The organism is Marinomonas gallaica, assembly GCF_049821165.1.
GTDB lineage: Bacteria > Pseudomonadota > Gammaproteobacteria > Pseudomonadales > Marinomonadaceae > Marinomonas > Marinomonas gallaica.
Genome location: NZ_CP187511.1, coordinates 1627501 through 1649008, shown reverse-complemented (window position 1 = coordinate 1649008; position 21508 = coordinate 1627501). Strand labels below are relative to the sequence as shown.

The following is a 21508-nucleotide window of genomic DNA, read 5'->3' as shown; positions in this document are numbered from 1 at the left end:
GGTAAGAAGATGACGGATATTTACGATATCGCAGTGAAGGACATCGACGGAAACGAGATGACCCTAGAACCTTTCTGCGACAAGGTTCTACTGATCGTTAACGTTGCATCAAAATGTGGCTTAACGCCACAGTATGAAGGCCTTCAAGCCCTGTATGAGCAAACCAAAGACCTTGGCTTTGAAATACTTGGCTTTCCGGCAAACGACTTTGCTGGCCAAGAGCCTGGCACAGACGAAGACATCAAATCGTTTTGTAGCACACAATACAATGTCACGTTTCCTATGTTTAGCAAAGTACAAGTAACAGGAGAAGACAAGCATCCTCTGTATGACTATCTGACACAAGAAGCACCTGTTACGATCAATCGTAGTGAAATGGAAGAAAAACTAAAAGGTTACGACATGGAGCCGACTCAGGCACCTGAAGTTGTATGGAATTTTGAAAAATTCATCATCAGTCGCTCTGGCCAAGTTTTGGGACGTTTTGCCCCCAATACGCCACTAGATGATACCAACCTCGTTAGCACCATTCGTGTAGCTTTAGCGAACGGTTAACACGTATTAGGGTTATGATGCGAAAAAACATAACCCTAATACTTTTCAATCATGGCTGCTTTACGATCCACTCATCAGCCCATAAAGATCACTGGAAGAGTATCGTAATTCAAGGCTCTCACGATCTTTTTTAGTCAGACCGTTAACAACCAGCGCATAAGAATGATCAACCATACGCATTACCTCACCGATTGGTAACGAACCGTCTAGAAACACTGTATTCCAATGCTTTTTGTTCATGTGATAACCCGGCTTTACCGACTCAAATATACTACGTAACTCGATCGCATGATCAGGATCACATTTTAAATTCACTGTCGGAATTCCCTGCTGTTCAGTGATCAAGGCAAACATCTTCCCGTAGACTTTAAAAACAGGAACATCAGGTTTAAACGGATACTCCTCCCTAGCTTCAGGTTTCGCTTTTAAATACGCTTTCACATCATAAAATAGGCCAGTCATCACCGCTTCCCTACAATTGTCTAGATTCATCAATAAAGCGCCACCTCCATAACAATCAGATACGGAATAGCCGCGTCTTTTAAAACTAAATGAACTTCCCAGACATCACAATAATAAGTCCTCCATATAACCAATGGCTGTTACAAAGCTTTGTCTTGCTCATTGCCTTGCTAAGCCACGATAACCAGGTTTTTAAATTGAGAAGAAACTAGATAAGAACTGCCAAATGTTAGAGCCAGATCAATACATTCAATTGATTAAAGACAATACCGAGCCCAAGCGTGTTAAATTTTTACACAATTTTTAAGAATAACGAGGCGCATCTATGCATCAGTACATCTCCGTTCGCTGGAAAATACTCCTGCCGATGGCTGGCATTTTAATTTTCATCATCGCTGCGCTAAACCTCTACTCGTCTCACCAACAAAAAGAGCGCCTTTTAGACCTCAGTGAACACCAACTTCTAGATATCGCCAATGGCTATATGGACAGTATGAACGCTTTGATGTTTACCGGCGCGATGGGCAGTCGAGAGATTTTGCGAGATAAGATTGCTCAACGAGAAGGTATTGCCAATGTACGCATGCTGCGTGCTGATGCCGTGAGTAACATTTATGGCCCAGGGTTTGAACACGAAAAGCCACAAGATGAGCTAGATACAAGAGCTTTAAATGGAGAAACCATCATTGATGTGGAGACTGTTAACGGTGAACGACACATCACATTGCTACTGCCTTTTGCAGCCACTAAAGATCGTCATGGGACGAACTGTTTAACCTGCCACCCTGTTACGGAAGGTACCATTTTAGGTGCCGCTCGCATCACTTACTCTATGGCTGAACGAGATAAAGACATTGAAAACGCCATCATAAAAAACTCCACCATCAACTTTATTGCTATTTTTATCGGCATGGTGATCATTTACTTCATTTTGTTAAAAGTACTGATCCAACCCTTAAACCGCCTGAAAGACACGATGTCTGTTATTGGCGAAAATGCGGACCTTAGACCGAGAATAGAATTAGGCGCTAACGATGAATTTCGTATGGTAGGCCAAGCAACCAACAATATGCTCGATCGCTTCCAACCGACTATCCATAGCCTTACCAAAACCATGGATAACCTCAGCGCCTCAGCAGACCAATTAGCTCAAGTTACACGAGAAACCAGTGAAGGCGTTGATAAGCAAAAGAATGAAAGCAAACTGTTAGCGCAGTCTATTCAAGAATTATCCAATGTCGCTGAAGAAGTAGCACAAAATGCCGCAAACGCAGAAGGCTCTGCCAGTGATACTAAGTCTCTCGCAGATGAAGGTAAAAATATGGTACTGCATGTGGCGAAAACAAACACCGAACTGGCACAAAAAGTCGATGCCGCTACAGACGTGGTAAAAAACTTAGCCGAAGGTGCTCAAGGTATCGGCCGCGTATCACAAGAAATCAGTGACATAGCAGAACAGACTAACCTACTTGCCTTAAATGCTGCAATCGAAGCGGCCCGTGCAGGTGAGCAAGGTCGAGGATTTGCCGTGGTGGCCGACGAAGTTCGCAGCCTAGCCAGCCGCACGCAACTTTCAACAGAAGAAATTCGCTCTATCATTAACAACCTTTCAACCATTTCTAACGAAGCAGTTCAGGCAATGGAAGCCAGTAAAGCTCAAGCAAGCGATAGTGTTGAGGATGCAAATAAAGCGGCTCACTCTTTAGAAGACATCGCTTCAAGCGTTGATAAAATTCGTGAAATGAACACCATGATTGCTGCCGCCGCGTCAGAACAAAGCGCTGTCGTAAATGAAATTAACAATAACATTCACGCTATCAGCGCGATTTCAGAACAAACTGGCTCTGGCTCACATAAAACGTTAAAACAGAGTGAAGAAATTGCCAAAATTTCGCAATCGCTCGATGAAACGATTAACCAGTTCAAGTCTTAACAACTGCTTAACCCAGTACTGTTCAATCGATAGTGCGAACAGTACTGGTGAACAAGTAGCACCCATAAAATCCCCAGTAACCAACCCGCCAAGACATCGGATGGCCAATGTACACCCAGCATCACTCGACTGATTCCAACCATTAAGCTACTCAATACCGCCGCTGCAACCAGCGTACGTCGTGCCGAGCGTTCTGACCACATTTTTGAAATAACCAATGCCCCGCCCAAAAAACACACCATAGACATGGTCGCGTGCCCTGAAGGAAAACTGGGGGTATACACTTCGATGAGATGAGGGACCAGATCTGGTCGCGGACGCTCAAATAGGTACTTAGCCCCCATACTAAAGAACACACCACCTAATGCCATAACAAGTAACTCTATGGCTTGCAGATAATGTCGTCGTAGAGTGAGCACCAAGCTCATCACTGCCATACCGAATAACAAGATCCAATTGCTGCCCAACGCAGTAATGTCTCGGGTGATAACACTAACCCATTCAGGCCCTAGCAAATGACCTTGCTCGTCTCGAAACAATAAAAGCCCAGTTTGATCAAAGCTCCCTGCGTGACCAATACTTAACCAAATACACAACATAATACCTAAGAGCAAAATGGGATAACCTAATCGATACAACAAGTAGCCTCCAAGACACACTGGAAAGTTAATAATAATGAGTAAATATACATGGCTTAATTGTATTGGGGCGAGTTTGCGCGTAGGTTTCACCTTATTTTGACGTTCTGTCACGCTTTATTTTAGTTACTGATCAATAAGGGATTTGCGATGCAAGCATATCAATGGGGCGTTTTTGCTCTAGCACTCGGAGCTTTCGGTCTTGGTACCACTGAATTTTTCCCCATGGGCTTACTTCCGACTATTGCCGAAGGTGTCGAGGTCTCGATTCCAACGGCTGGCCTCCTGATCAGTGCTTACGCGGTTGGCGTTATGTTTGGAGCACCACTTGTGACGCTGTACTTAACACGTTTCAGTCATAAATTTTCGCTGATTCTGTTAATGGCAATTTTTTTTATTGGGAACGTTTTTTCAGCCTTGGCCACCGATTACAGCGTACTAATGATCTCGCGGATCACCACTAGTCTTTCCCATGGTGCGTTTTTTGGTATCGGAGCATTGGTCGCTATGAAGCTTGCGCCGCCTGGAAAACAAGGCACCGCGGTTGCTTCTATGTTTTTAGGGCTAACCATTGCCAACATTATTGGTGTCCCTGTGGCAACATGGCTTGGACAAAGTCTTCATTGGCGAATGGCCTTTGCCGCGACGTCAGCACTGGGTTTAGTCGCTATGATTGGATTATGGCGCACCTTGCCACAAATGGAGAAACCAAACCGCCCGAACGTAAAACAAGAACTGCAGGCCATTTTACAGCCAGCGGCACTGCGTACCTTCCTAACCACCGTATTATGTGCGGGCTCTATGTTTACGTTGTACACCTACGTCACACCAATCTTACAAACATTAGCCAGCATTTCAGACAGAAATATTGCCTATTTATTAATGATGGCAGGCATTGGTTTTACCCTAGGTAACTTCATTAGCGGTAAATTGGCAGATCGATCACCCGATTTATCATTGGTCGTAGCGCTAACGGGACAAGTCATCATTTTGGCTTTATTTAGCTTATTAGTAAGCGACTTATTTTCTGCTATCGCCATGATTTTTGTCTGGGGCGTAGTAAACTTTATGATTGGGCCACCGTTGCAAATGAAGGTAATGACCATTGCTGACAAGGCTCCAGGGTTGGCTTCTTCAATCAACATTGGTGCGTTTAACTTAGGTAACGCACTGGGCGCAGCTATAGGTGGCGCTGTCATTACGCTTGGATTTGGCTATGCCTGGATACCTGCTGCGGCCGCTACGCTCTCTTTAAGTGCTCTGATGTTACTAGGTATAAACCGTAAATTATCCGCGCAAGCGCCATCCGCTAATTAAAAGCTAAAAACAAGGACGTAATAATGGACGCTCTGGTAACCATGATGCTCGATGCGGGGAAATCCGGATTGAATATGGCACTGTATATACTCTTGCCGATCATGGTTATTATGCTAGCGTTTATGAAATTGCTCGATGCGAAAGGCTTGCTGACGTGGGTTTGCCACCAACCCATTCGATGTTGCGGGCGTGGCAATTTTTGCTGCCATAGGTAAACGCGTCGGCAGTGTCGTGCGCTGTGCTTGCTATGGCTGTTTAGTGAGCATAGTGGTTCGCGGCATCATCCATATTGCTGTATTTTATTAAGCAAATGGGTTACTTAGCACGTAATGTTCGCTCCAGCCAGTCTAAAAAAATATACGCTTCCACTGAAAGCGTCTTTCCAGAACGTTGTACTAAATAGAATGATTCACTGGCTTCTACCTGTTCTGTCAGCGGTGCGACTAAACGCCCATCGGACAGCATGTCTTCGACCATAGAAGAGCGGGCCAGCGCAATTCCCATTCCCAGTTCTGCCATGCGCAATGATGCTAAGAGCGTATCAAGCTGCATGCCCCGTGAAGGGTCCACCTGTGTCTCATTCATCATCGATAACCAATATCCCCAGCCTTCCTCATAGCCCAATACATGCAACAAAGTATGCGCCGACAAATCAGAGGTTGAATGAATCGGTGAACGTTCTAATAAGTCGGGACAGCAGACTGGGAACAAGCGATCCCAACTAAGGCGCTGAGAGACGTAACCGGGCCATTGACCGCTGCCCCACCGAATTTCAAAATCGTCATCAACTTCCGAGTCTTTCACCCAAAGAGAGCTGATGTAACGAATGTCGATGTTAGAATGCAATGCATGAAAATAGGTCAGTCTCGGTGCTAACCAATGTACAAAGAAAGATAAACTTCCACGAATTTTGACCGGAGTTCTTTGGTCTTGGCTAAACAGCTCATTCGTCGCTGCCGCCAGCCGAGAAATAGAGTCTTGCACCACTGGAAGGTACGACATGCCTTCGTCAGTAAGTGCTAACCCACGAGGAAGGCGAGTAAATAACGCCACCCCCAAATGACCTTCTAATAAACGAATCTGTTGACTGACGGCACCTTGAGTCAAATGAAGCTCTTGCGCAGCCTTAGTAAAATTTAGGCTGCGCGCAGCGACTTCAAAGGTTCGTAACCAGTTTAATGGGGGCAGTGACTTTGAGTTCATGCGGTCTTCAACCATCGCTCGAGAAAAATACGAGGCGTTAGAGTACCTGACCTAAAAAGCGTTGCAAGCGCGGATGCTCAGAATGAAAGAAACGCTCTGGGGTTTCTTCTAATACCAGCTCCCCCTCTTCCATAAACACCACTCGATCGGCCACTTCACGGGCAAACCCCATTTCATGAGTCACCACGACCATGGTCATACCTTCACGAGCCAGCTCTTTCATGACGTCCAATACTTCCCCTACCATTTCTGGGTCAAGGGCACTGGTGGGTTCATCAAACAGTAGCGCTTTGGGCTTCATAGCCAAGGAACGAGCAATGGCGACACGTTGCTGCTGACCTCCCGATAAGCGGGACGGGTAATTATTCATACGATCGGCTAAACCCACGCGATACAACAAATCCCGAGCACCTTGCTTGGCCTCTTCTTTACTCTGATTCAGCACCTTCATAGGCGCCAACATGACATTGCCAAGCGCCGTTTTATGGGGAAACAAGTTAAACGATTGAAACACCATCCCCACCTCTGTTCGAACAGCATTGATATCTGTACGTTTATCAGTCAAATCCACTTGATCTAATAAGATGTTACCTGACGAAATACTTTCTAGCTGATTCAATGTACGCAAGAAAGTAGATTTTCCCGAGCCACTTGGCCCAATGATAACAACCACTTCACCGCGCTGAATGTCCAATGACACACCTTTCAACGCATGACAGCCATTTGGGAAGATCTTGTTTACTTTATTGGCTTTGATCAGTATCTGTGAGTCTGGCTGTGTTAAATGATCAATCACTGGCTGATAACCTCTTTTCTAAGCGCTGAATAACCAGTGACAAGCCTCCCGTCACAACCAAATACAAGGCGGCTACAGTAAACCACACTTCAAAGGGTGCAAAGCTACCGCTAACGACTTCCCGACCGGCTTTGGTTAAATCGGTTATCGAAATAACTGAAACCAAAGATGAGTCTTTAATCAAATTAATAAACTGTCCCGCTAGAGGCGGCAAAGTACGTTTAATCGCCTGTGGCATAATGACATACGCCATCGCCTGTACGTAGTTCATACCCAGAGATCGAGCGGCTTCCATCTGCCCAACTGGAACCGACTGTATTCCAGCACGCACAATTTCAGCAACATAGGCACCAGTAAAAATGGACAATGCAGCGACACCGGCGGTGAAGCGGTCTAAATCGAATACCGTGCCAATAAAAAAATAGACAATAAATATTTGCACCAATAATGGTGTACCGCGAATGACTTCTACATACGTCACCGCAAGGTTACGCCATACTTGCCCATGAGCCACTCTCATCAAGCCAAACATAACACCCAATAAGACAGCAAAAATCAGCGAGATAAAGGATATTTTAATGGTGACCCACAAGCCTTCAGCAATCGGGCCAAAGCGCCAACCGTCAATGCGAGCAACGGTATCGCCTTGAAAGATTAAGTCGCCATTTCGAGACACCAGCGTGTCGTACCTTTCGATTATCTGTGGATCATCACCATAATCAGGTGTAATGGATAAACGACCTGAAGCATCCACTACGGCTGTACCATCTGTCACCGCCACAATATCGTGGGATTCCGTATTAATAATATAGGGCCACAAGCGTTCCCAGTGCCATGTGTAATCGATTTTCTGACCTGCGAAGTACACACCAGAAATCAATATCGCCATGATCACAAGATAAATACCGTGCCCCAGCCAACGTGAAGATTGAGTTTGCATGAGCTCTCTTAAATACAAAAAGAGCCTATAGAATATAGACTCTTTGAAACACTACAAATGAAGTAGCAAGGTTACTGGATACTATCGACCCACGCGTCTGACTTAAACCACTTGTCATAAATCCGGTCATAAGAACCGTCTTTCTTGATTTGAACAAGATAGTTATTTAAGAAGTTAATAAAGTTCGGATCATTTTGGCGAATCGCCCAACCTAATGGCTCATAGGTAAACGATTGGTCCAAATGCACCACATTGTCTTGATGCTGTGAGGCATACAAAGCGTTGTAAGGAAGATCATAGACAAACGCATCGGCTTTGCCATTAGCCACTTGAAGCACGGCGTCTGCTGAAGTTTCAAACAAATCTAGTTTTGCCTTCGGGAAGAATTTCTGAGCGGCTTGAGCGCCCGTCGTACCAATTTGAGAAACCAGCGTGTATTTCGGATCGTTCAGATCACGATAAGACGTCACTTTACCTTCCAATTCGGGCTTAATTAGCACCGTTTGACCAATTTCAATGTAGGTATCGGCAAACATGACTTTCAAGTTACGCTGAGGCGTGATCGCCATACCGCCAATGATGATGTCACATTTACCCGTTTGCAAAGCAGGAATAATACCATCCCATGCAGTATTAACAGGAGTGAACTTAACGTCCATAGAACGTGCCATATGCTTTGCAATATCAATATCAAAACCGATAAAACGACCGTCTTTGGTCTTCATTTCAAAAGGAATGTAGCCCGCTTCAAAACACACTTTAAGCTCACCGCTTGACAGTATGTTATCAATGGCAGGTTCGGCTGCATAACTGCTGCTAGAGAATAGGGCTCCAACTAGAGCTAAGCCTGACACGGCTTTTTTCAAACCAAATTTCATATCATTCCTCGTTTTGTTTAACCGTTTCAATGAAGGCGAAACAGACATAAGTAGGGAGTATTTGGCGGATAATATAACGGAAATCGAAGGGCTAGAGTAATCATGGAATCCACCCCTTAGACCCTGCTTTTTTAATGGGTAACGATAATTTTTTAATGACTAAACCATTATAAACGCAAAAAAGCTAAATAGACCCAAATATTATGATCAAGCTCTTTTCCATCTCTTATTCCGTGGTTAGAATGCCCGCATTCAAAGTAATGGGAACGGTTATGCAATCAATCACAATTTTAGATGGCGGCATGGGCCGCGAATTAGAGCGTCGTGGTGCTCCTTTTAAACAACCAGAATGGTCTGCTTTGGCTATGATGGAAGCGCCAGAGATCGTTAAAGACGTTCATAAAGCGTTTATCGAAGCTGGCTCGCGTGTCATCACCACTAACAGCTATGCGTTAGTGCCATTTCATATTGGTGAAGACGTATTTCAGCAACGAGTAACAGAACTGGTGATTGAATCTGCTCGAGTCGCCCGTGAAGCTGCGAATGAGTCCGATGCTGACGTCAAAGTGGCAGGCTCTTTAGCACCTTTATTTGGATCTTACCGCGCCGATTTATATGAAGCCGATCGCGCCGAGCAAATTGCTCGCCCTATTATTGAAGCTTTGGCACCACATGTTGATCTTTGGTTAAACGAAACACAAAGCTTGCTTGCTGAAACACTGCAAGTAAAAGCCTTAGTGGATGAGATCGATGGTCAAAATAAACCATACTGGGTCTCCTTTACGCTTGAAGACGCGGAAGTCACAGATCAACCACGTTTGCGTTCAGGTGAAACGGTAAAAGAAGCCGTTGCTGCCGTGACCAAAGCGGGTGTTAATGGCATTCTGTTTAACTGCTGCCAGCCTGAAATCATTGCTGATGCGATTCAAGTAGCAACGTCAGTTCTATCGGACAGCAACCAGCCCGTCCAACTGGGTGCTTACGCTAATGCTTTTCCTCCTCAGCCAAAAGATGCTACCGCAAACGATGGATTAGATGAGCTTCGTGATGACTTAACACCTGACTCATATCTTGAGTGGGCACAGCGTTGGAAAGAACTAGGCGCAACGCTAATCGGTGGCTGTTGTGGTATTGGGCCTGATCACGTAAAAGTCTTAGCAAATCACTTATAATAACAAAGCAGCGTTACCAATCCGTAACGCTGCTCCCCTTTTTTTATGTGCCCCTGCCCTGCGGTATTTTTTATTCATTTACTTTTATCTGTGCATACTTGGTAAATATTGAGTAAGTCAACCAAATTCATTGATGGCATGACTCGGTATTTCGTAAGATACCTAGCAAGCTAACTAAATGAGTTTAATGATGGACAATAATATTGGCTGGAACCTCGCACGAGCCGCTAATAGCTGGCGACATGCGGTAGATAATCAGATGTCCGGCATTGGTTTTACCCAATCCAAATGGATTGCCATGATGCATCTAGATCGTTTTGGCGAAGGTTGTACTCAAAGCGATCTTGCAAGCCAGATGGGCATAGAACAACCCTCTCTTATACGAACCCTTAATCAATTAGAGGCCGCTGGTTTCATCATACGACGTGAGTCTGACGTTGATGCTCGCTGTAAGACGTTATGGTTTACAAACGATGGTAAGCAGCAATTAGCCAAAATGCAGCACATCGCACAATTAGGGCGTTCAGATCTTCTCGATGGTCTATCTAAAGAGCAGCGCGAACTTTTAGATCACGCGTTGCTAACCATTATTTCTAATGCACATAACATGAGTTTTGAAACATAACTATGACGCCTGATATACATTTTAATCGTTGGATGAAACGAGCAATTGCTCTGTTTTTGATTATTTTTGCCTATCTTGTCATTGCTGATGTAACCATTCCAATGACAAGTTACGCGACATTACAACGCCCAGTGTTAAGCATAGCGCCGCAAGTGACAGGAAAAGTGGTTGAAGTCGCAGTGCACAACAACCAACACGTTCAAAAAGGTGACTTACTCTTTAAGATTGATGATTCAGACTATGTTTTAGCCGTTCGCGAAGCAGAGCTATTATTACAGCAAGCCCATCAAAGTAATCAAACGCTTAAAGCAAACATTGCCGAAGAGGATGCCAAACTTGCCTCTGCAAACGTAACGTTTAAGGAGAATAATCGTGAATACCAACGTTTACGAAAGCTGCAAAAGCAACACGTCATCAGTGACCAGCAAGTGGAACAAGCTCAAACACAAGTTCAAGCAAGCCAAGCAAACTTAAAAGCGATAGAAGCTCGAAAAAATGCCATTTTGATTGCGCTTGGTGATGATGAACTCAACAATATCGACGTCAACAATGCTCAAAACTCTTTAGACAATGCCCGTTTAAACTTATCCCGAACAGCTATATATGCCCCCCAAGACGGCGTCATTTCGAACATGCAGTTGGTCTCAGGTATGGTCACTCAAAGCAATCAGCCTCTGCTTTCTTTAGTCGTAACGGGCTATGACCAAGTAACGGCCGACTTTCGTGAAAAAAGCATTACCAACGTTCAACCGGGTACTGCGGCACTGATTGTTTACGATGCCTTTCCTGGTCAGCTATTTGAAGCTGAATTAGTCAGCCGCGATTATGGTATTGCTCAGGGTCAGAGCATGGCAAACGGTGTTCTCGCAACGCCTAATGATAGTGATCGTTGGGTACGCGATGCTCAACGAATTAGAGTTTATATTCAACAAAAAGGAGAGGTACCAAACTCCCTCGTGAGCGGATCTAAAGCCACCGTAATGGTGGAATCTTCAGACTCCGCTGTATTCCGCTTTATTGGCCATCTTCAAATGCGCATTGTAAGTTTACTGCACTATGTTTATTGAGATGCAAGCGAGCGAAAAAAAGCGGTTGTTACGTATAGCATTCGGCACCACCATTGGCTTTTGTATTTGTAAGCTCATGAATTGGCCTTACGGAGTATTCTTTACCGTATTTCCCATGCTGTTATTAGGCATGATCCCTACTTTTAACCGTACTTTAGCAATTGAATTCATTGCCGGAGCGTTTATTAGTGCCGCTGAAATGTGGGTACTTCAAACGTTTTTCAAACCGTTTCCAGTGGCTATGACTTTGGCTGTATTTTTTATCTTTGGCTATCATTTTCGTTTTATGCTGAAAACTAAGTATTTCCTACTATGGGCATCTGGTTTGATAACCCTTTCAACGCTTTTGAATTTTGCCAGCTACGATGCAGGTCAAGCCACTGATATGGTCGTAGCGACTGTATTAGCAGCCATCATTTCAGTAGCAAGTGCTTACTTACTTTACTGGTTAATCCCAGAAAGTGCGGAGAGTGCAAACAGTTCATCAGCAGCAACAAGTCCGACCGCAGCGCAAATCAACCATCGAACACTGTTAGGAGCATCGTTAGCAACGATTTCTTTTTTAGTCTTTCAAATTTTCGATTTGAAAGACTCCTTATCTGCTCAAGTCGCTACTATGCTGATACTCTTTCCGATGACCTATCAAGGGTCCATTGCTAACGCTAAAAAACGCGCTAAAGGTGTGACCTACGGCTGCAGCCTCGCTTTGATAATGCAGATCTTAATGTATACCTTGATCGGCAACTTTTTCTTAGTCGCGATCTCATTATTTATAACAGTAATGATTACCGCATACTTTCACTTAGTCGAGCGCTCAGGTTCAGGGATAGGCTTTGGGGCATTAACGACCATTGGAATTCTATATGGTCAATACTTAACGCCGCATAGTGATATTTTTTATAGTGCAGCATATCGCTTCAGCTCGGTAATCATAGCTATGGGGCTTGTAATAATGACTGCCTATCTTATTGATTTATCATTAAATAAATTTAAATCCACTTGTAATTATAGCTAATATTTTGCTTCTCAAAAAAGCCTCTCCTACAAAATGAGGCTTTTAAAACAACTCCTACCCCCCCTTAGTTTTTCACAATCCGCTACAAATATTTTTGGAAAGCTTTTCTTTTTTTAACTAAATTAAATAGTAATTTGATTAAAAATAATTAGATGTGTAATTTAAATATACACAATAATTAGAACCCTCAACAATTTATCTCTTCACTTAAGGACATAAGAATGATTAAAAAAGCTTTAATTTCTACTGCAGGCATTTTATTTGTCAGCACTTCTTTTGCAGCCGAATGCGGCAAGATCACGATTGCTGAAATGAATTGGAACTCCGCTAGCTTGATGGCTAACGTGGACCAATTCATTTTAGCAAACGGCTACGATTGTAATGCTGAACTTGTACCTGGGGATACCATGCCTACAGGTACGTCTATGATTGAAAAAGGTCAGCCAGACATAGCACCTGAACTTTGGACAAACTCGATGAAGGCTGCCCTTACCAAAGGGGTCGATGAAGGTCGCTTAAAGATCGCTGTGAAGTCATTGTCTGATGGCGGAGAAGAAGCCTTTTGGGTACCCAAATACATGGTTGACGAAATGCCTGAGCTAGCAACGATAGAAGGTATTCGACAGCACGCCGATCAATTTGAGCACCCAGAAGACCCATCTAAATCCGCTTTCTATGGTTGCCCTGCAGGTTGGAATTGCCAAATCACGGCTAGAAACTTATTTAATGCATTAAAGCTTGATGAAAGTAACTTTGAGCTCATAGATCCCGGCTCAGGTGCAGGTCTTTCAGGCTCTATCGCTCGGGCTTATGAGCGTCAGCAACCTTGGTTTGGCTATTATTGGGCACCAACAGCCATTTTGGGAAAGTACGAAATGGTTAAAGTCGATTTCGGTTCAGGCATCGATGAACAGCATTATATTGACTGTATTTCTATGGATGACTGCTTAGAGCCTAAAGCCACTATGTACCCACCTTCCCCTGTATATACGGTTACCACAACAGAGTTTGCTGAGCGCGCACCAAATGCATATGCCTATCTCTCTAATAGGTCTTTCACAAATGTCCAAATGAATAACTTGCTAGCTTGGATGGAAGATAACCAAGCTGATGGAAAATACGCAGCAGAGAACTTCATGTTCGAACACGAAGATATCTGGTCCAAATGGGTCAGCGAGGATGTGAAAGTAAAACTAAACAAAGCACTAGATAATTTATAGATAAGCGCAACGATTATGGGGGGCCATCGCTCCCCTCCTCTTTTCGATTATAGTGAGATATGATTTATGGCAGACGCATCCTGGTTAACTGAATTTCCAGATATGAGCCGTCGCGAGTTGCTTACGATCCGCAAGACACTAGACAGTGCCTATCGTGATTTTTCCCGTGAATATGGCGATACTATCGAGTCCCTTTTTGACCCACTTTTGAGCTTTTTGGTCTGGTTTGAAAACTTACTAATACAAACCCCTTGGTGGATAATTCTCTTCGTTATCACAGCCATTGTTCACTTTGCTACACGCTCTTGGAAGCTGAGTATCGGTGTCGTCATTTCCCTTATGCTTATCGGCTACTTCGGCATGTGGGAAGATACCATGCGAACCTTAAGCATCATTACTGTGTGTACACTCATGTCGATCGTTCTGGGCATCCCCATCGGTATTTTAATGTCACGTTCTGATCGAGCTCAGTCTATTGTTACCCCTCTATTAGATGTCATGCAGACAATGCCTGCTTTCGTCTATTTGATTCCAGTCGTCATGTTACTCGGTATCGGTAAAATTCCTGGCGTGATCGCCGTCGTAATCTATGCCATTCCTCCTGTTATTCGACTCACCAACCTTGGTATCCGGCTGGTTAGCAAGGAGATTCTAGAGGCCGCTACAGCTTACGGTGCAACGTCCACCCAACGCTTATTTGGAGTACAGCTCCCACTTGCAATGCCAACTATTATGGCTGGTATCAACCAAACTATCATGATGGCACTCGCTATGGTGGTTATTGCTTCGATGATCGGTGTGAAAGGCTTGGGGCAACCAGTACTGAAATCCATTACCAATCAGTACTTTACTCTTGGCTTATTAAACGGCTTAGCCATTGTGGCCTTAGCCATTATTTTCGACCGCGTTTCACAAAGCTATGCGAAACGAACTCAGAGGCATTTAGAGGGGCATGATCATGGCTAGCATAGACAACCCGTTGATTGAAATTGAAGGCTTGTACCAAATTTTCGGGACCACTCCTGAAAAAGTTCTACCTAAAGTGAAAGGCGGTGCCACTAAGGACGATATTTTAGCTGAAACAGGCCATACCGTTGGCCTACAAGATATAAATCTATCCATCGAAAAAGGAGAGATTTTTGTCATCATGGGGCTTTCAGGTTCAGGCAAGTCTACGATGATCCGACACTTCAATCGTTTAATTGATCCAACCGCCGGCAAGATAAAAATAAATGGCGATGACATCATGCAGTTTACGATGAAGGAGCTAACAGAGTTCCGTCGGCACAAAATGTCGATGGTCTTCCAGCATTTTGGACTTCTCCCTCATCGAACTGTCGTCGAAAATGTAGGCTATGGACTCTCTATCAAAGGACAGAAGAAAAGTGAATGGGTTGAGCATGCCAAAACATGGTTAGAAACAGTAGGCTTAGCAGGTTATGAAGAACAATACCCTTCTCAGCTATCTGGAGGCCAGCAACAGCGTGTTGGTCTGGCTCGCGCTCTATGTACAAATGCCGAAATTTTGCTGATGGATGAAGCCTTTTCCGCTCTTGATCCGCTGATTCGTTTCGAAATGCAAAGTCAGTTGATTGAGCTTCAAGAGAAGTTACAAAAAACGATTATTTTCATCACACACGACTTGGACGAAGCATTACGTCTAGGCGATCGAATAGCCGTTTTAAAAGACGGGAAGCTTGTGCAAGTAGGAAAGCCTGTCGATATTATCCTAAATCCCGCCGATGAATATGTCCGTGCTTTCGCTAAAGATGTGAACCGCGCGCGGGCTTTATTAGTTAAAAATGTAATGCAAAGAGCACAACCCCTCGTCGATAATGACGACCCCTATGCAGCAGATGAAGCGCTTAAAGAATATGGCGTAGCATTTAGACAACCAACAAAAGGCAGATTTGAAGCCTATGCAAAAGTATCTGAAAATATTTCAGCATCGTGGTCAGCCGTTCCAACGTTAAAACGAAGTGAGTTACTACAGGATATTTTACCTACCATGCTGCAAAGTAAAGTATCCCTCCCAGTGCTTAATAAGCAAGGTGAGCTATGCGGCTTCTTAAGTCATCAATCTCTAGCTGAAATGCTCGCACTTCAGCCAACGCCTTTGAACTGACCTTATTAAACCTTCCTGAGCTATACATTACAGTAGCTCAGGAAAATAAGTTATGCCCTCCTGATCATTATTCCACGCGGGTAGTTTTTTCATCACGACATCAAAACAGTCACTCTTTAAGAACCGATTAAGCCAATTTTTTAAATATAAGTATTCACTAGACTCAAACCAATCAGGATTCACCCCAGAGAACTGACGTACAAATGGAAAAACAGCAATATCTGCTATCGTCATTTGCTCTCCAAGTAGGTAGGTAGAGTGCTTCAACCTTGTATCTAAGCGCTTCAAGAAACATTCCCCTTTTGTACGATAATAGCTTTCAGGTTGTTCCGGATGTCTATCTGCGTATTTATATCGGTCTAACCAAGGTTTAAAACAATGATCATTAAACCTAATCCAGCTCATGATTTTTGCCCTAAGTGTTGGATCCGTAGGCCACAATTGGCTGACTAGGTCGTCATTTGAAGATGTTTTCAAAGCCCAAAAGATGATGTCTAAGCTTTCTGGAAACCTATCACCATCAACTAGTAACTGAGGAACCGTAGAGCGCCCACCTAATGCCAACAAATCAGCAGGCTTATGTTTAAGTACCACTTCACGAATTTCAACTCTCAACATTAAAGTTGCTAATGTATAGCGTGCTCGTATGGCGTAAGGGCAGCGACGAAAACTGTACAGAACTGCAGACAAAGAAGCTCTCCAAATCAATATGTTACAAAAAACTGCTAAAAGTATATGTTATCAGGCTGAGTAATTAGCCTATTCTGTAGTGACTATTTAGTAATACGACTACTACCTATCTATTTGCGACGCACTGACTATAGATTAAGCAACAATGTTCATAGAATGAGTAAATAGTATAGAATTTTATCAAAACAAGAGGATCACCTACATGAAAAAACTTACGAAGTTCTTTTCCGCATTAGCTATTGCTCTACCTCTTACGGTCCAAGCTCAAACAGTCGACCTTACTACTATGAACTGGCCGCCATTCTATGGCGATAGTCTAGAAAAAGGCGGTTTCATCTCCGCAATCGTTGACGAAGCACTGGCTGAATCTGGCTATGACAGCACAATTGAGTTTACCGCTTGGCAAACGGCATTAGATACCGTTAAAGCAGGTGATAAAGATGCAATTGTTGGCGGCTACTACTCTGAAGAACGCGCTCAAGAATACTACTTCTCAATTCCAATCTATACGGTATTAGCTGGCCTAATCAAAAAGCCAGACTTCCCACTTAGCAATTACGATTCTTTCGAATCGCTAGACCAATACAGCATCGCTAAATTAAAAGGCTCTGTCATTGGTGAATCTTTTGATAATTTCCCATTCTCTGATCTAAAAGAATACCCTGAAGTTTCTGATGCCATTAAAGCATTAGATTCTGGCGAAGTTCAGCTTTATGCTGACAGTCTAGCGGTAGCAAAAGAAGCGGCTGAAGCAGCTGGCATTGATGCATCTCAACTACAAATTCTTCTACCGCCACTGGAAGAAAATGACCTTTACCTTTTGATTTCAAAATCCATTCCAAATGCAGAAGAACTTCGTGATGCATTTAACAAAGGTTTGATGGAAATTCAAATGTCAGGTCGTTACGATGAAATCCTTACAGAGTTTAACCAGCAGTAAGTTAACTATCTTTCTGATATAACTACTTCAGCGTAAACTAACTAAAGCCTTCAAAGACTTTCTTTGAAGGCTTTATAATTTTTGGAGCAAGGAATGTTCTCACCCAGTTCTATTTCATTGGTGACTACACCACCAAAATTAAGTGACTGTGACATTGACCATAAAGCATACTCTTTAAAGAGCAAAGAACAGTACCGAAAAAAACTAAAGAAAGCTCAAGAGCTCATGCTGCAAGTACAGCAGGCCTATTACCACCAAGGCAAACGGGCCATCATCATCTTTCAAGGCTGGGATGCTGCCGGAAAAGGCGGGGCGATTAGACGCATTACTGAAAAACTTGACCCTCGTGGTTATCGAGTCCATCCAATCTCTTCCCCAACTGACGAAGAACAAGGCAAACATTACCTTTATCGTTTTCAAACTCGCTTACCTAAGCCTGGAGCTATCGCCATATTTGATAGGTCTTGGTACGAGCGAGTACTTGTTGAAAGAGTGGAAGGTTTCGCATCGCCCTTTGAGTGGCAGCGAGCCTATCAGGAAATTAATGAGTATGAACGTATGTTGATAGATGATGGTGTACGCATCATCAAGGTCTTCATGCACATATCTAAAGCTGAACAACTGAAACGTTTTGAAGAGCGATTGAACAACCCAACGAAGCAATGGAAACTCACAGAAGAAGATCTACGCAATCGCGCAAAATGGGATGAATATGAGAATGCTACAGACGAAATGTTCCAACGCACAGCAACCCTGTCAGCGCCGTGGCACATTATTCCAAGTAACAAAAAGTGGTACGCTCGTGTACAAGTGCTTAATACCATCATTGATGAGCTTTCTAGGGAAGTTGACCTAAGCCCACCTCCAGCTGACGAAGCTGTCGTAAAAGCCGCTAAAGAGCAATTAGGCCTAAAATTACTTTAATTGAAAAGGGCCAATAATTGGCCCTTTTCAGCGGCATTACCACATTAGGTCATCAGGAATCTGGAACTCTGCGTATGGATCATCTTCATCGTCTTCTTGAGGTTGAGCTGTATTTAGTACAAGAATCATCTCCGGTGCTTTCTCAACGATCTTCTCGGCGACACCTTTCGCTAATACTTCGTATTGACCTTCTAACTTAGCAATCGCTAAACGCCCTTCTGATAAGTCTTTATGCATCTTATCTGACACATAAAGCTTTTTAACTTTCTTATCATCTGTAAAGTTATAAGCGATCTCACCGTCATCTTTAGCAACACGGTTCTGAAGGATTAACTGTCGAATTTGACCAAGAATCGCTTTATGCTCAATTTCTTCCTGACGTTGGCGGTTCAGCTCTTTATCACGCGCAGCTTTCTCTTCTTTTTGACGTTTAAGCTCTGCCTGACGAGATAACTCTTCACTGTTATCAACCAGCCCTTTTTTCGCTTTTTGCTTAGTCTGCAACTTTTCCGCTTTTATTTTTTTTGCTTTCTTCTTATCTACGATACCAGCACCTAAGAGCTGCTCTTGTAACGACTTAGCCATAATTTCCTCTACACTGATTCAAGCCTTAATTGGCAGCATTATAGCGCCTTTTTAGTCGCTCGCTAACCATAGTGTTTGTAACGCACAACGATGAAATAGTTTTAGAAAATGAACTCATTTCTTTGAGCTGATAAATCTTATACCTATCAACTAGAGATCTGTCTTATTTAACTTGGGCACTGAACTCATTTAATGTGCGTTGTGAGACAGATGTAAACAGGCAGCATGGTTTGTAAAAGCCCTAACAGCAGACAGTCAGGACCTCCTTTGTATTATGTATCTTGTTATAGAAACGATCATGTATGTACTCACACGACCATAACAGCGCTTTGAGAGCCACTCCTGAGTTCGGGATGGGATCAGGTGGTGCTCTGTCTCTGTTTTTCTGAACACCTTCTCTGACTGATGCCATAAGGCGCACGCTTTTGATGTCACTCGCTGACGCGTCGAAGGATGAGACAGGCGCAAGCGGGGCACAAAAGGGATGCGCAATCTAACTGAGTTGATGCGTTGAGATGCGGAAAACCGCAGACACAAAAAAGCCCTGACAGCATCGCTATCAGGGCTTCCTTTGTAGGATGCTTGACGTTATCTATTCTTGCTGGACTCCCACACTACCATCGGCGATGGTGAGCGCCTGCGGCGTGTTGAGAGCCACTTATGAGTTCGGGATGGGATCAGGTGGTGCTATGCCTGTGTTTTTCTGAACGCCTTCTCTGACCAATGCCATAAGGCGCACGTTTTTGATGTCACGCGCTGACGCGTCGAAGCATGAGACAGGCGCAAGCGGGGCAAAAAAGGGATGCGCAATCTAACTGAGTTGATGCGTTGATGTGAGGAAAACCGCAGACACAAAAAAGCCCTGACAGCATTGCTATCAGGGCTTCCTTTGTATGATGCTTGACGACGACCTACTCTCACATGGGATCTCCCACACTACCATCGGCGATGGCGCCTTTCACTTCTGAGTTCGGGATGGGATCAGGTGGTTCAACGCCTCTATGATCGTCAAGCAAACGGGTTTGCGATCGTTTTGGGGGGCTTATGTTTGCCTTAGCCAAAACACGCAAGTTCGTGAACTTGAGTCTTTAACAATAAAACTTTTGAAATAGTGATAACCAAGTATCAAACCAGTGTTGGTATCGTAGTCTGTAGTACAGCGAGTATGTTTTCTTCACACTCGACCTCCATGGAAGGAGGAAGTACTGTTCGTTGTCTGGAACAACGACAGTAAAAACCATTTTGGTGTTATATGGTCAAGCCTCACGAGCAATTAGTATTGGTTAGCTCAATGCCTCACAGCACTTACACACCCAACCTATCAACGTCCTAGTCTCGAACGGCTCTTTAGGGCACTTTAAGTGCCAGTGAGATCTTATCTTGAAGGAGGCTTCCCGCTTAGATGCTTTCAGCGGTTATCCCGTCCGAACATAGCTACCCGGCAATGCCACTGGCGTGACAACCGGAACACCAGAGGTTCGTTCACTCCGGTCCTCTCGTACTAGGAGCAACTCTTCTCAAATCTCAAACGTCCACGGCAGATAGGGACCGAACTGTCTCACGACGTTCTAAACCCAGCTCGCGTACCACTTTAAATGGCGAACAGCCATACCCTTGGGACCGGCTTCAGCCCCAGGATGTGATGAGCCGACATCGAGGTGCCAAACACCGCCGTCGATGTGAACTCTTGGGCGGTATCAGCCTGTTATCCCCGGAGTACCTTTTATCCGTTGAGCGATGGCCCTTCCATACAGAACCACCGGATCACTAAGACCTACTTTCGTACCTGCTCGACGTGTCTGTCTCGCAGTTAAGCGCGCTTTTGCCTTTACACTCTATGCATGATTTCCGACCATGCTGAGCGCACCTTCGTGCTCCTCCGTTACTCTTTGGGAGGAGACCGCCCCAGTCAAACTACCCACCACACAGTGTCCTCGATCCGGATAACGGATCTGAGTTAGAACCTCAAACATACCAGGGTGGTATTTCAAGATTGGCTCCATGAGAACTGGCGTCCTCACTTCAAAGCCTCCCACCTATCCTACACAAGTAGGTTCAAAGTTCACTGTGAAGCTATAGTAAAGGTTCACGGGGTCTTTCCGTCTAGCCGCGGATACACAGCATCTTCACTGCGATTTCAATTTCACTGAGTCTCGGGTGGAGACAGTGTGGCCATCGTTACGCCATTCGTGCAGGTCGGAACTTACCCGACAAGGAATTTCGCTACCTTAGGACCGTTATAGTTACGGCCGCCGTTTACTTGGGCTTCGATCAAGAGCTTCGCTTGCGCTAACCCCATCAATTAACCTTCAAGCACCGGGCAGGCGTCACACCCTATACGTCCACTTTCGTGTTTGCAGAGTGCTGTGTTTTTAATAAACAGTCGCAGCCACCTGGTATCTTCGACCGACTGATGCTTACGG

Annotated in this window: 20 protein-coding genes and 2 rRNA genes (1 of these 22 cut by a window edge); 12 read left to right on the top strand and 10 right to left on the bottom strand. The window is 44.2% G+C overall.

The window, feature by feature from the left end; all coding sequences use genetic code 11:
* Positions 1–9: 9 nt before the first annotated feature.
* Positions 10–555: a glutathione peroxidase gene (locus tag ACPUEK_RS07755; protein WP_067037217.1), complete on the top strand. Its 546-nt coding sequence runs from the start codon at positions 10–12 to the stop codon at positions 553–555.
* A 60-nt stretch (positions 556–615) separates the two neighbouring features.
* On the opposite strand, the gene ACPUEK_RS07750 is transcribed toward ACPUEK_RS07755, so the two are convergent.
* Positions 616–1047 carry an MmcQ/YjbR family DNA-binding protein gene (locus ACPUEK_RS07750; protein WP_425642844.1) on the bottom strand — a complete coding sequence of 144 codons (432 nt, stop codon included), beginning with the start codon at positions 1045–1047 and terminating at the stop codon, positions 616–618.
* 295 nt (positions 1048–1342) lie between these two features.
* Here ACPUEK_RS07750 and ACPUEK_RS07745 point away from each other — a divergent pair, with 295 nt between their 5' ends.
* On the top strand, positions 1343–2950 hold the full coding sequence (locus ACPUEK_RS07745; protein WP_425642843.1) for a methyl-accepting chemotaxis protein: 1608 nt from the start codon (positions 1343–1345) through the stop codon (positions 2948–2950).
* On the opposite strand, the gene ACPUEK_RS07740 is transcribed toward ACPUEK_RS07745, so the two are convergent.
* A complete protein-coding gene (locus ACPUEK_RS07740) occupies positions 2947–3591 on the bottom strand; it encodes a phosphatase PAP2 family protein (protein ID WP_425642842.1) in 645 nt (214 codons plus the stop codon). The genes ACPUEK_RS07745 and ACPUEK_RS07740 overlap by 4 nt on opposite strands.
* A 147-nt stretch (positions 3592–3738) precedes the next feature.
* Here ACPUEK_RS07740 and ACPUEK_RS07735 point away from each other — a divergent pair, with 147 nt between their 5' ends.
* Positions 3739–4905 carry an MFS transporter gene (locus tag ACPUEK_RS07735; protein WP_425642841.1) on the top strand — a complete coding sequence of 389 codons (1167 nt, stop codon included), beginning with the start codon at positions 3739–3741 and terminating at the stop codon, positions 4903–4905.
* A gap of 315 nt (positions 4906–5220) precedes the next feature.
* Here ACPUEK_RS07735 and ACPUEK_RS07730 read toward each other — a convergent pair whose 3' ends face one another.
* The 4 genes from ACPUEK_RS07730 to ACPUEK_RS07715 form a co-directional block, all read right to left on the bottom strand.
* The gene (locus tag ACPUEK_RS07730; protein WP_425642840.1) at positions 5221–6108 is read right to left on the bottom strand and encodes a LysR substrate-binding domain-containing protein; all 888 of its coding nucleotides are present in this window, start codon (positions 6106–6108) and stop codon (positions 5221–5223) included.
* 37 nt (positions 6109–6145) lie between these two features.
* Positions 6146–6901 carry an amino acid ABC transporter ATP-binding protein gene (locus ACPUEK_RS07725; protein ID WP_425643022.1) on the bottom strand — a complete coding sequence of 252 codons (756 nt, stop codon included), beginning with the start codon at positions 6899–6901 and terminating at the stop codon, positions 6146–6148.
* A complete protein-coding gene (locus ACPUEK_RS07720; RefSeq protein WP_067037227.1) occupies positions 6897–7844 on the bottom strand; it encodes an amino acid ABC transporter permease in 948 nt (315 codons plus the stop codon). Before ACPUEK_RS07720 ends, ACPUEK_RS07725 begins: the two co-directional genes overlap by 5 nt.
* Positions 7845–7915: 71 nt before the next feature.
* Positions 7916–8722, bottom strand: coding sequence for a transporter substrate-binding domain-containing protein (locus tag ACPUEK_RS07715; protein WP_082866057.1), 807 nt, complete (start codon positions 8720–8722; stop codon positions 7916–7918).
* A 272-nt stretch (positions 8723–8994) separates the two neighbouring features.
* On the opposite strand from ACPUEK_RS07715, the gene ACPUEK_RS07710 reads away from it, so the two are divergent.
* The 7 genes from ACPUEK_RS07710 (at position 8995) to ACPUEK_RS07680 (ending at position 15946) form a co-directional block, all read left to right on the top strand.
* Positions 8995–9894 carry a homocysteine S-methyltransferase family protein gene (locus ACPUEK_RS07710; protein WP_425642839.1) on the top strand — a complete coding sequence of 300 codons (900 nt, stop codon included), beginning with the start codon at positions 8995–8997 and terminating at the stop codon, positions 9892–9894.
* A 187-nt stretch (positions 9895–10081) separates the two neighbouring features.
* Positions 10082–10519 (top strand): MarR family transcriptional regulator, encoded by a 438-nt coding sequence (locus tag ACPUEK_RS07705; RefSeq protein ID WP_170756344.1) that lies wholly within the window; start codon positions 10082–10084, stop codon positions 10517–10519.
* Positions 10520–10521: 2 nt separating this feature from the next.
* Positions 10522–11586 (top strand): HlyD family secretion protein, encoded by a 1065-nt coding sequence (locus ACPUEK_RS07700; RefSeq protein ID WP_425642838.1) that lies wholly within the window; start codon positions 10522–10524, stop codon positions 11584–11586.
* A complete protein-coding gene (locus ACPUEK_RS07695) occupies positions 11576–12601 on the top strand; it encodes a DUF2955 domain-containing protein (RefSeq protein WP_067215096.1) in 1026 nt (341 codons plus the stop codon). The genes ACPUEK_RS07700 and ACPUEK_RS07695 overlap by 11 nt, the downstream gene beginning before the upstream one ends.
* 221 nt (positions 12602–12822) lie before the next feature.
* Positions 12823–13821 carry an ABC transporter substrate-binding protein gene (locus ACPUEK_RS07690; protein ID WP_067215099.1) on the top strand — a complete coding sequence of 333 codons (999 nt, stop codon included), beginning with the start codon at positions 12823–12825 and terminating at the stop codon, positions 13819–13821.
* Positions 13822–13887: 66 nt separating this feature from the next.
* The gene (locus ACPUEK_RS07685) at positions 13888–14787 is read left to right on the top strand and encodes an ABC transporter permease (RefSeq protein WP_425642837.1); all 900 of its coding nucleotides are present in this window, start codon (positions 13888–13890) and stop codon (positions 14785–14787) included.
* On the top strand, positions 14780–15946 hold the full coding sequence (locus ACPUEK_RS07680) for a quaternary amine ABC transporter ATP-binding protein (protein WP_067215194.1): 1167 nt from the start codon (positions 14780–14782) through the stop codon (positions 15944–15946). Before ACPUEK_RS07685 ends, ACPUEK_RS07680 begins: the two co-directional genes overlap by 8 nt.
* A gap of 27 nt (positions 15947–15973) precedes the next feature.
* Here ACPUEK_RS07680 and ACPUEK_RS07675 read toward each other — a convergent pair whose 3' ends face one another.
* Positions 15974–16636: a glutathione S-transferase gene (locus tag ACPUEK_RS07675; protein ID WP_067215107.1), complete on the bottom strand. Its 663-nt coding sequence runs from the start codon at positions 16634–16636 to the stop codon at positions 15974–15976.
* A 202-nt stretch (positions 16637–16838) separates the two neighbouring features.
* Here ACPUEK_RS07675 and ACPUEK_RS07670 point away from each other — a divergent pair, with 202 nt between their 5' ends.
* Together ACPUEK_RS07670 and ACPUEK_RS07665 are read left to right on the top strand one after the other, a co-directional pair.
* Positions 16839–17576, top strand: coding sequence for a substrate-binding periplasmic protein (locus tag ACPUEK_RS07670; protein WP_067096427.1), 738 nt, complete (start codon positions 16839–16841; stop codon positions 17574–17576).
* Between the two features lie 93 nt (positions 17577–17669).
* The gene (locus ACPUEK_RS07665; RefSeq protein WP_425642836.1) at positions 17670–18500 is read left to right on the top strand and encodes a polyphosphate kinase 2 family protein; all 831 of its coding nucleotides are present in this window, start codon (positions 17670–17672) and stop codon (positions 18498–18500) included.
* A gap of 36 nt (positions 18501–18536) precedes the next feature.
* Here the strand turns inward: ACPUEK_RS07665 and ACPUEK_RS07660 are convergent, their stop codons facing one another.
* From ACPUEK_RS07660 to ACPUEK_RS07650, 3 genes are all read right to left on the bottom strand, one after another.
* Positions 18537–19085, bottom strand: a complete 549-nt coding sequence (locus ACPUEK_RS07660) for a DUF2058 domain-containing protein (protein WP_425642835.1) — start codon at positions 19083–19085, stop codon at positions 18537–18539.
* An 898-nt stretch (positions 19086–19983) separates the two neighbouring features.
* Positions 19984–20098, bottom strand: a 5S ribosomal RNA gene (gene rrf, locus ACPUEK_RS07655).
* A gap of 239 nt (positions 20099–20337) precedes the next feature.
* Positions 20338–21508, bottom strand: a 23S ribosomal RNA gene (locus tag ACPUEK_RS07650); it runs 1716 nt beyond the window's last position.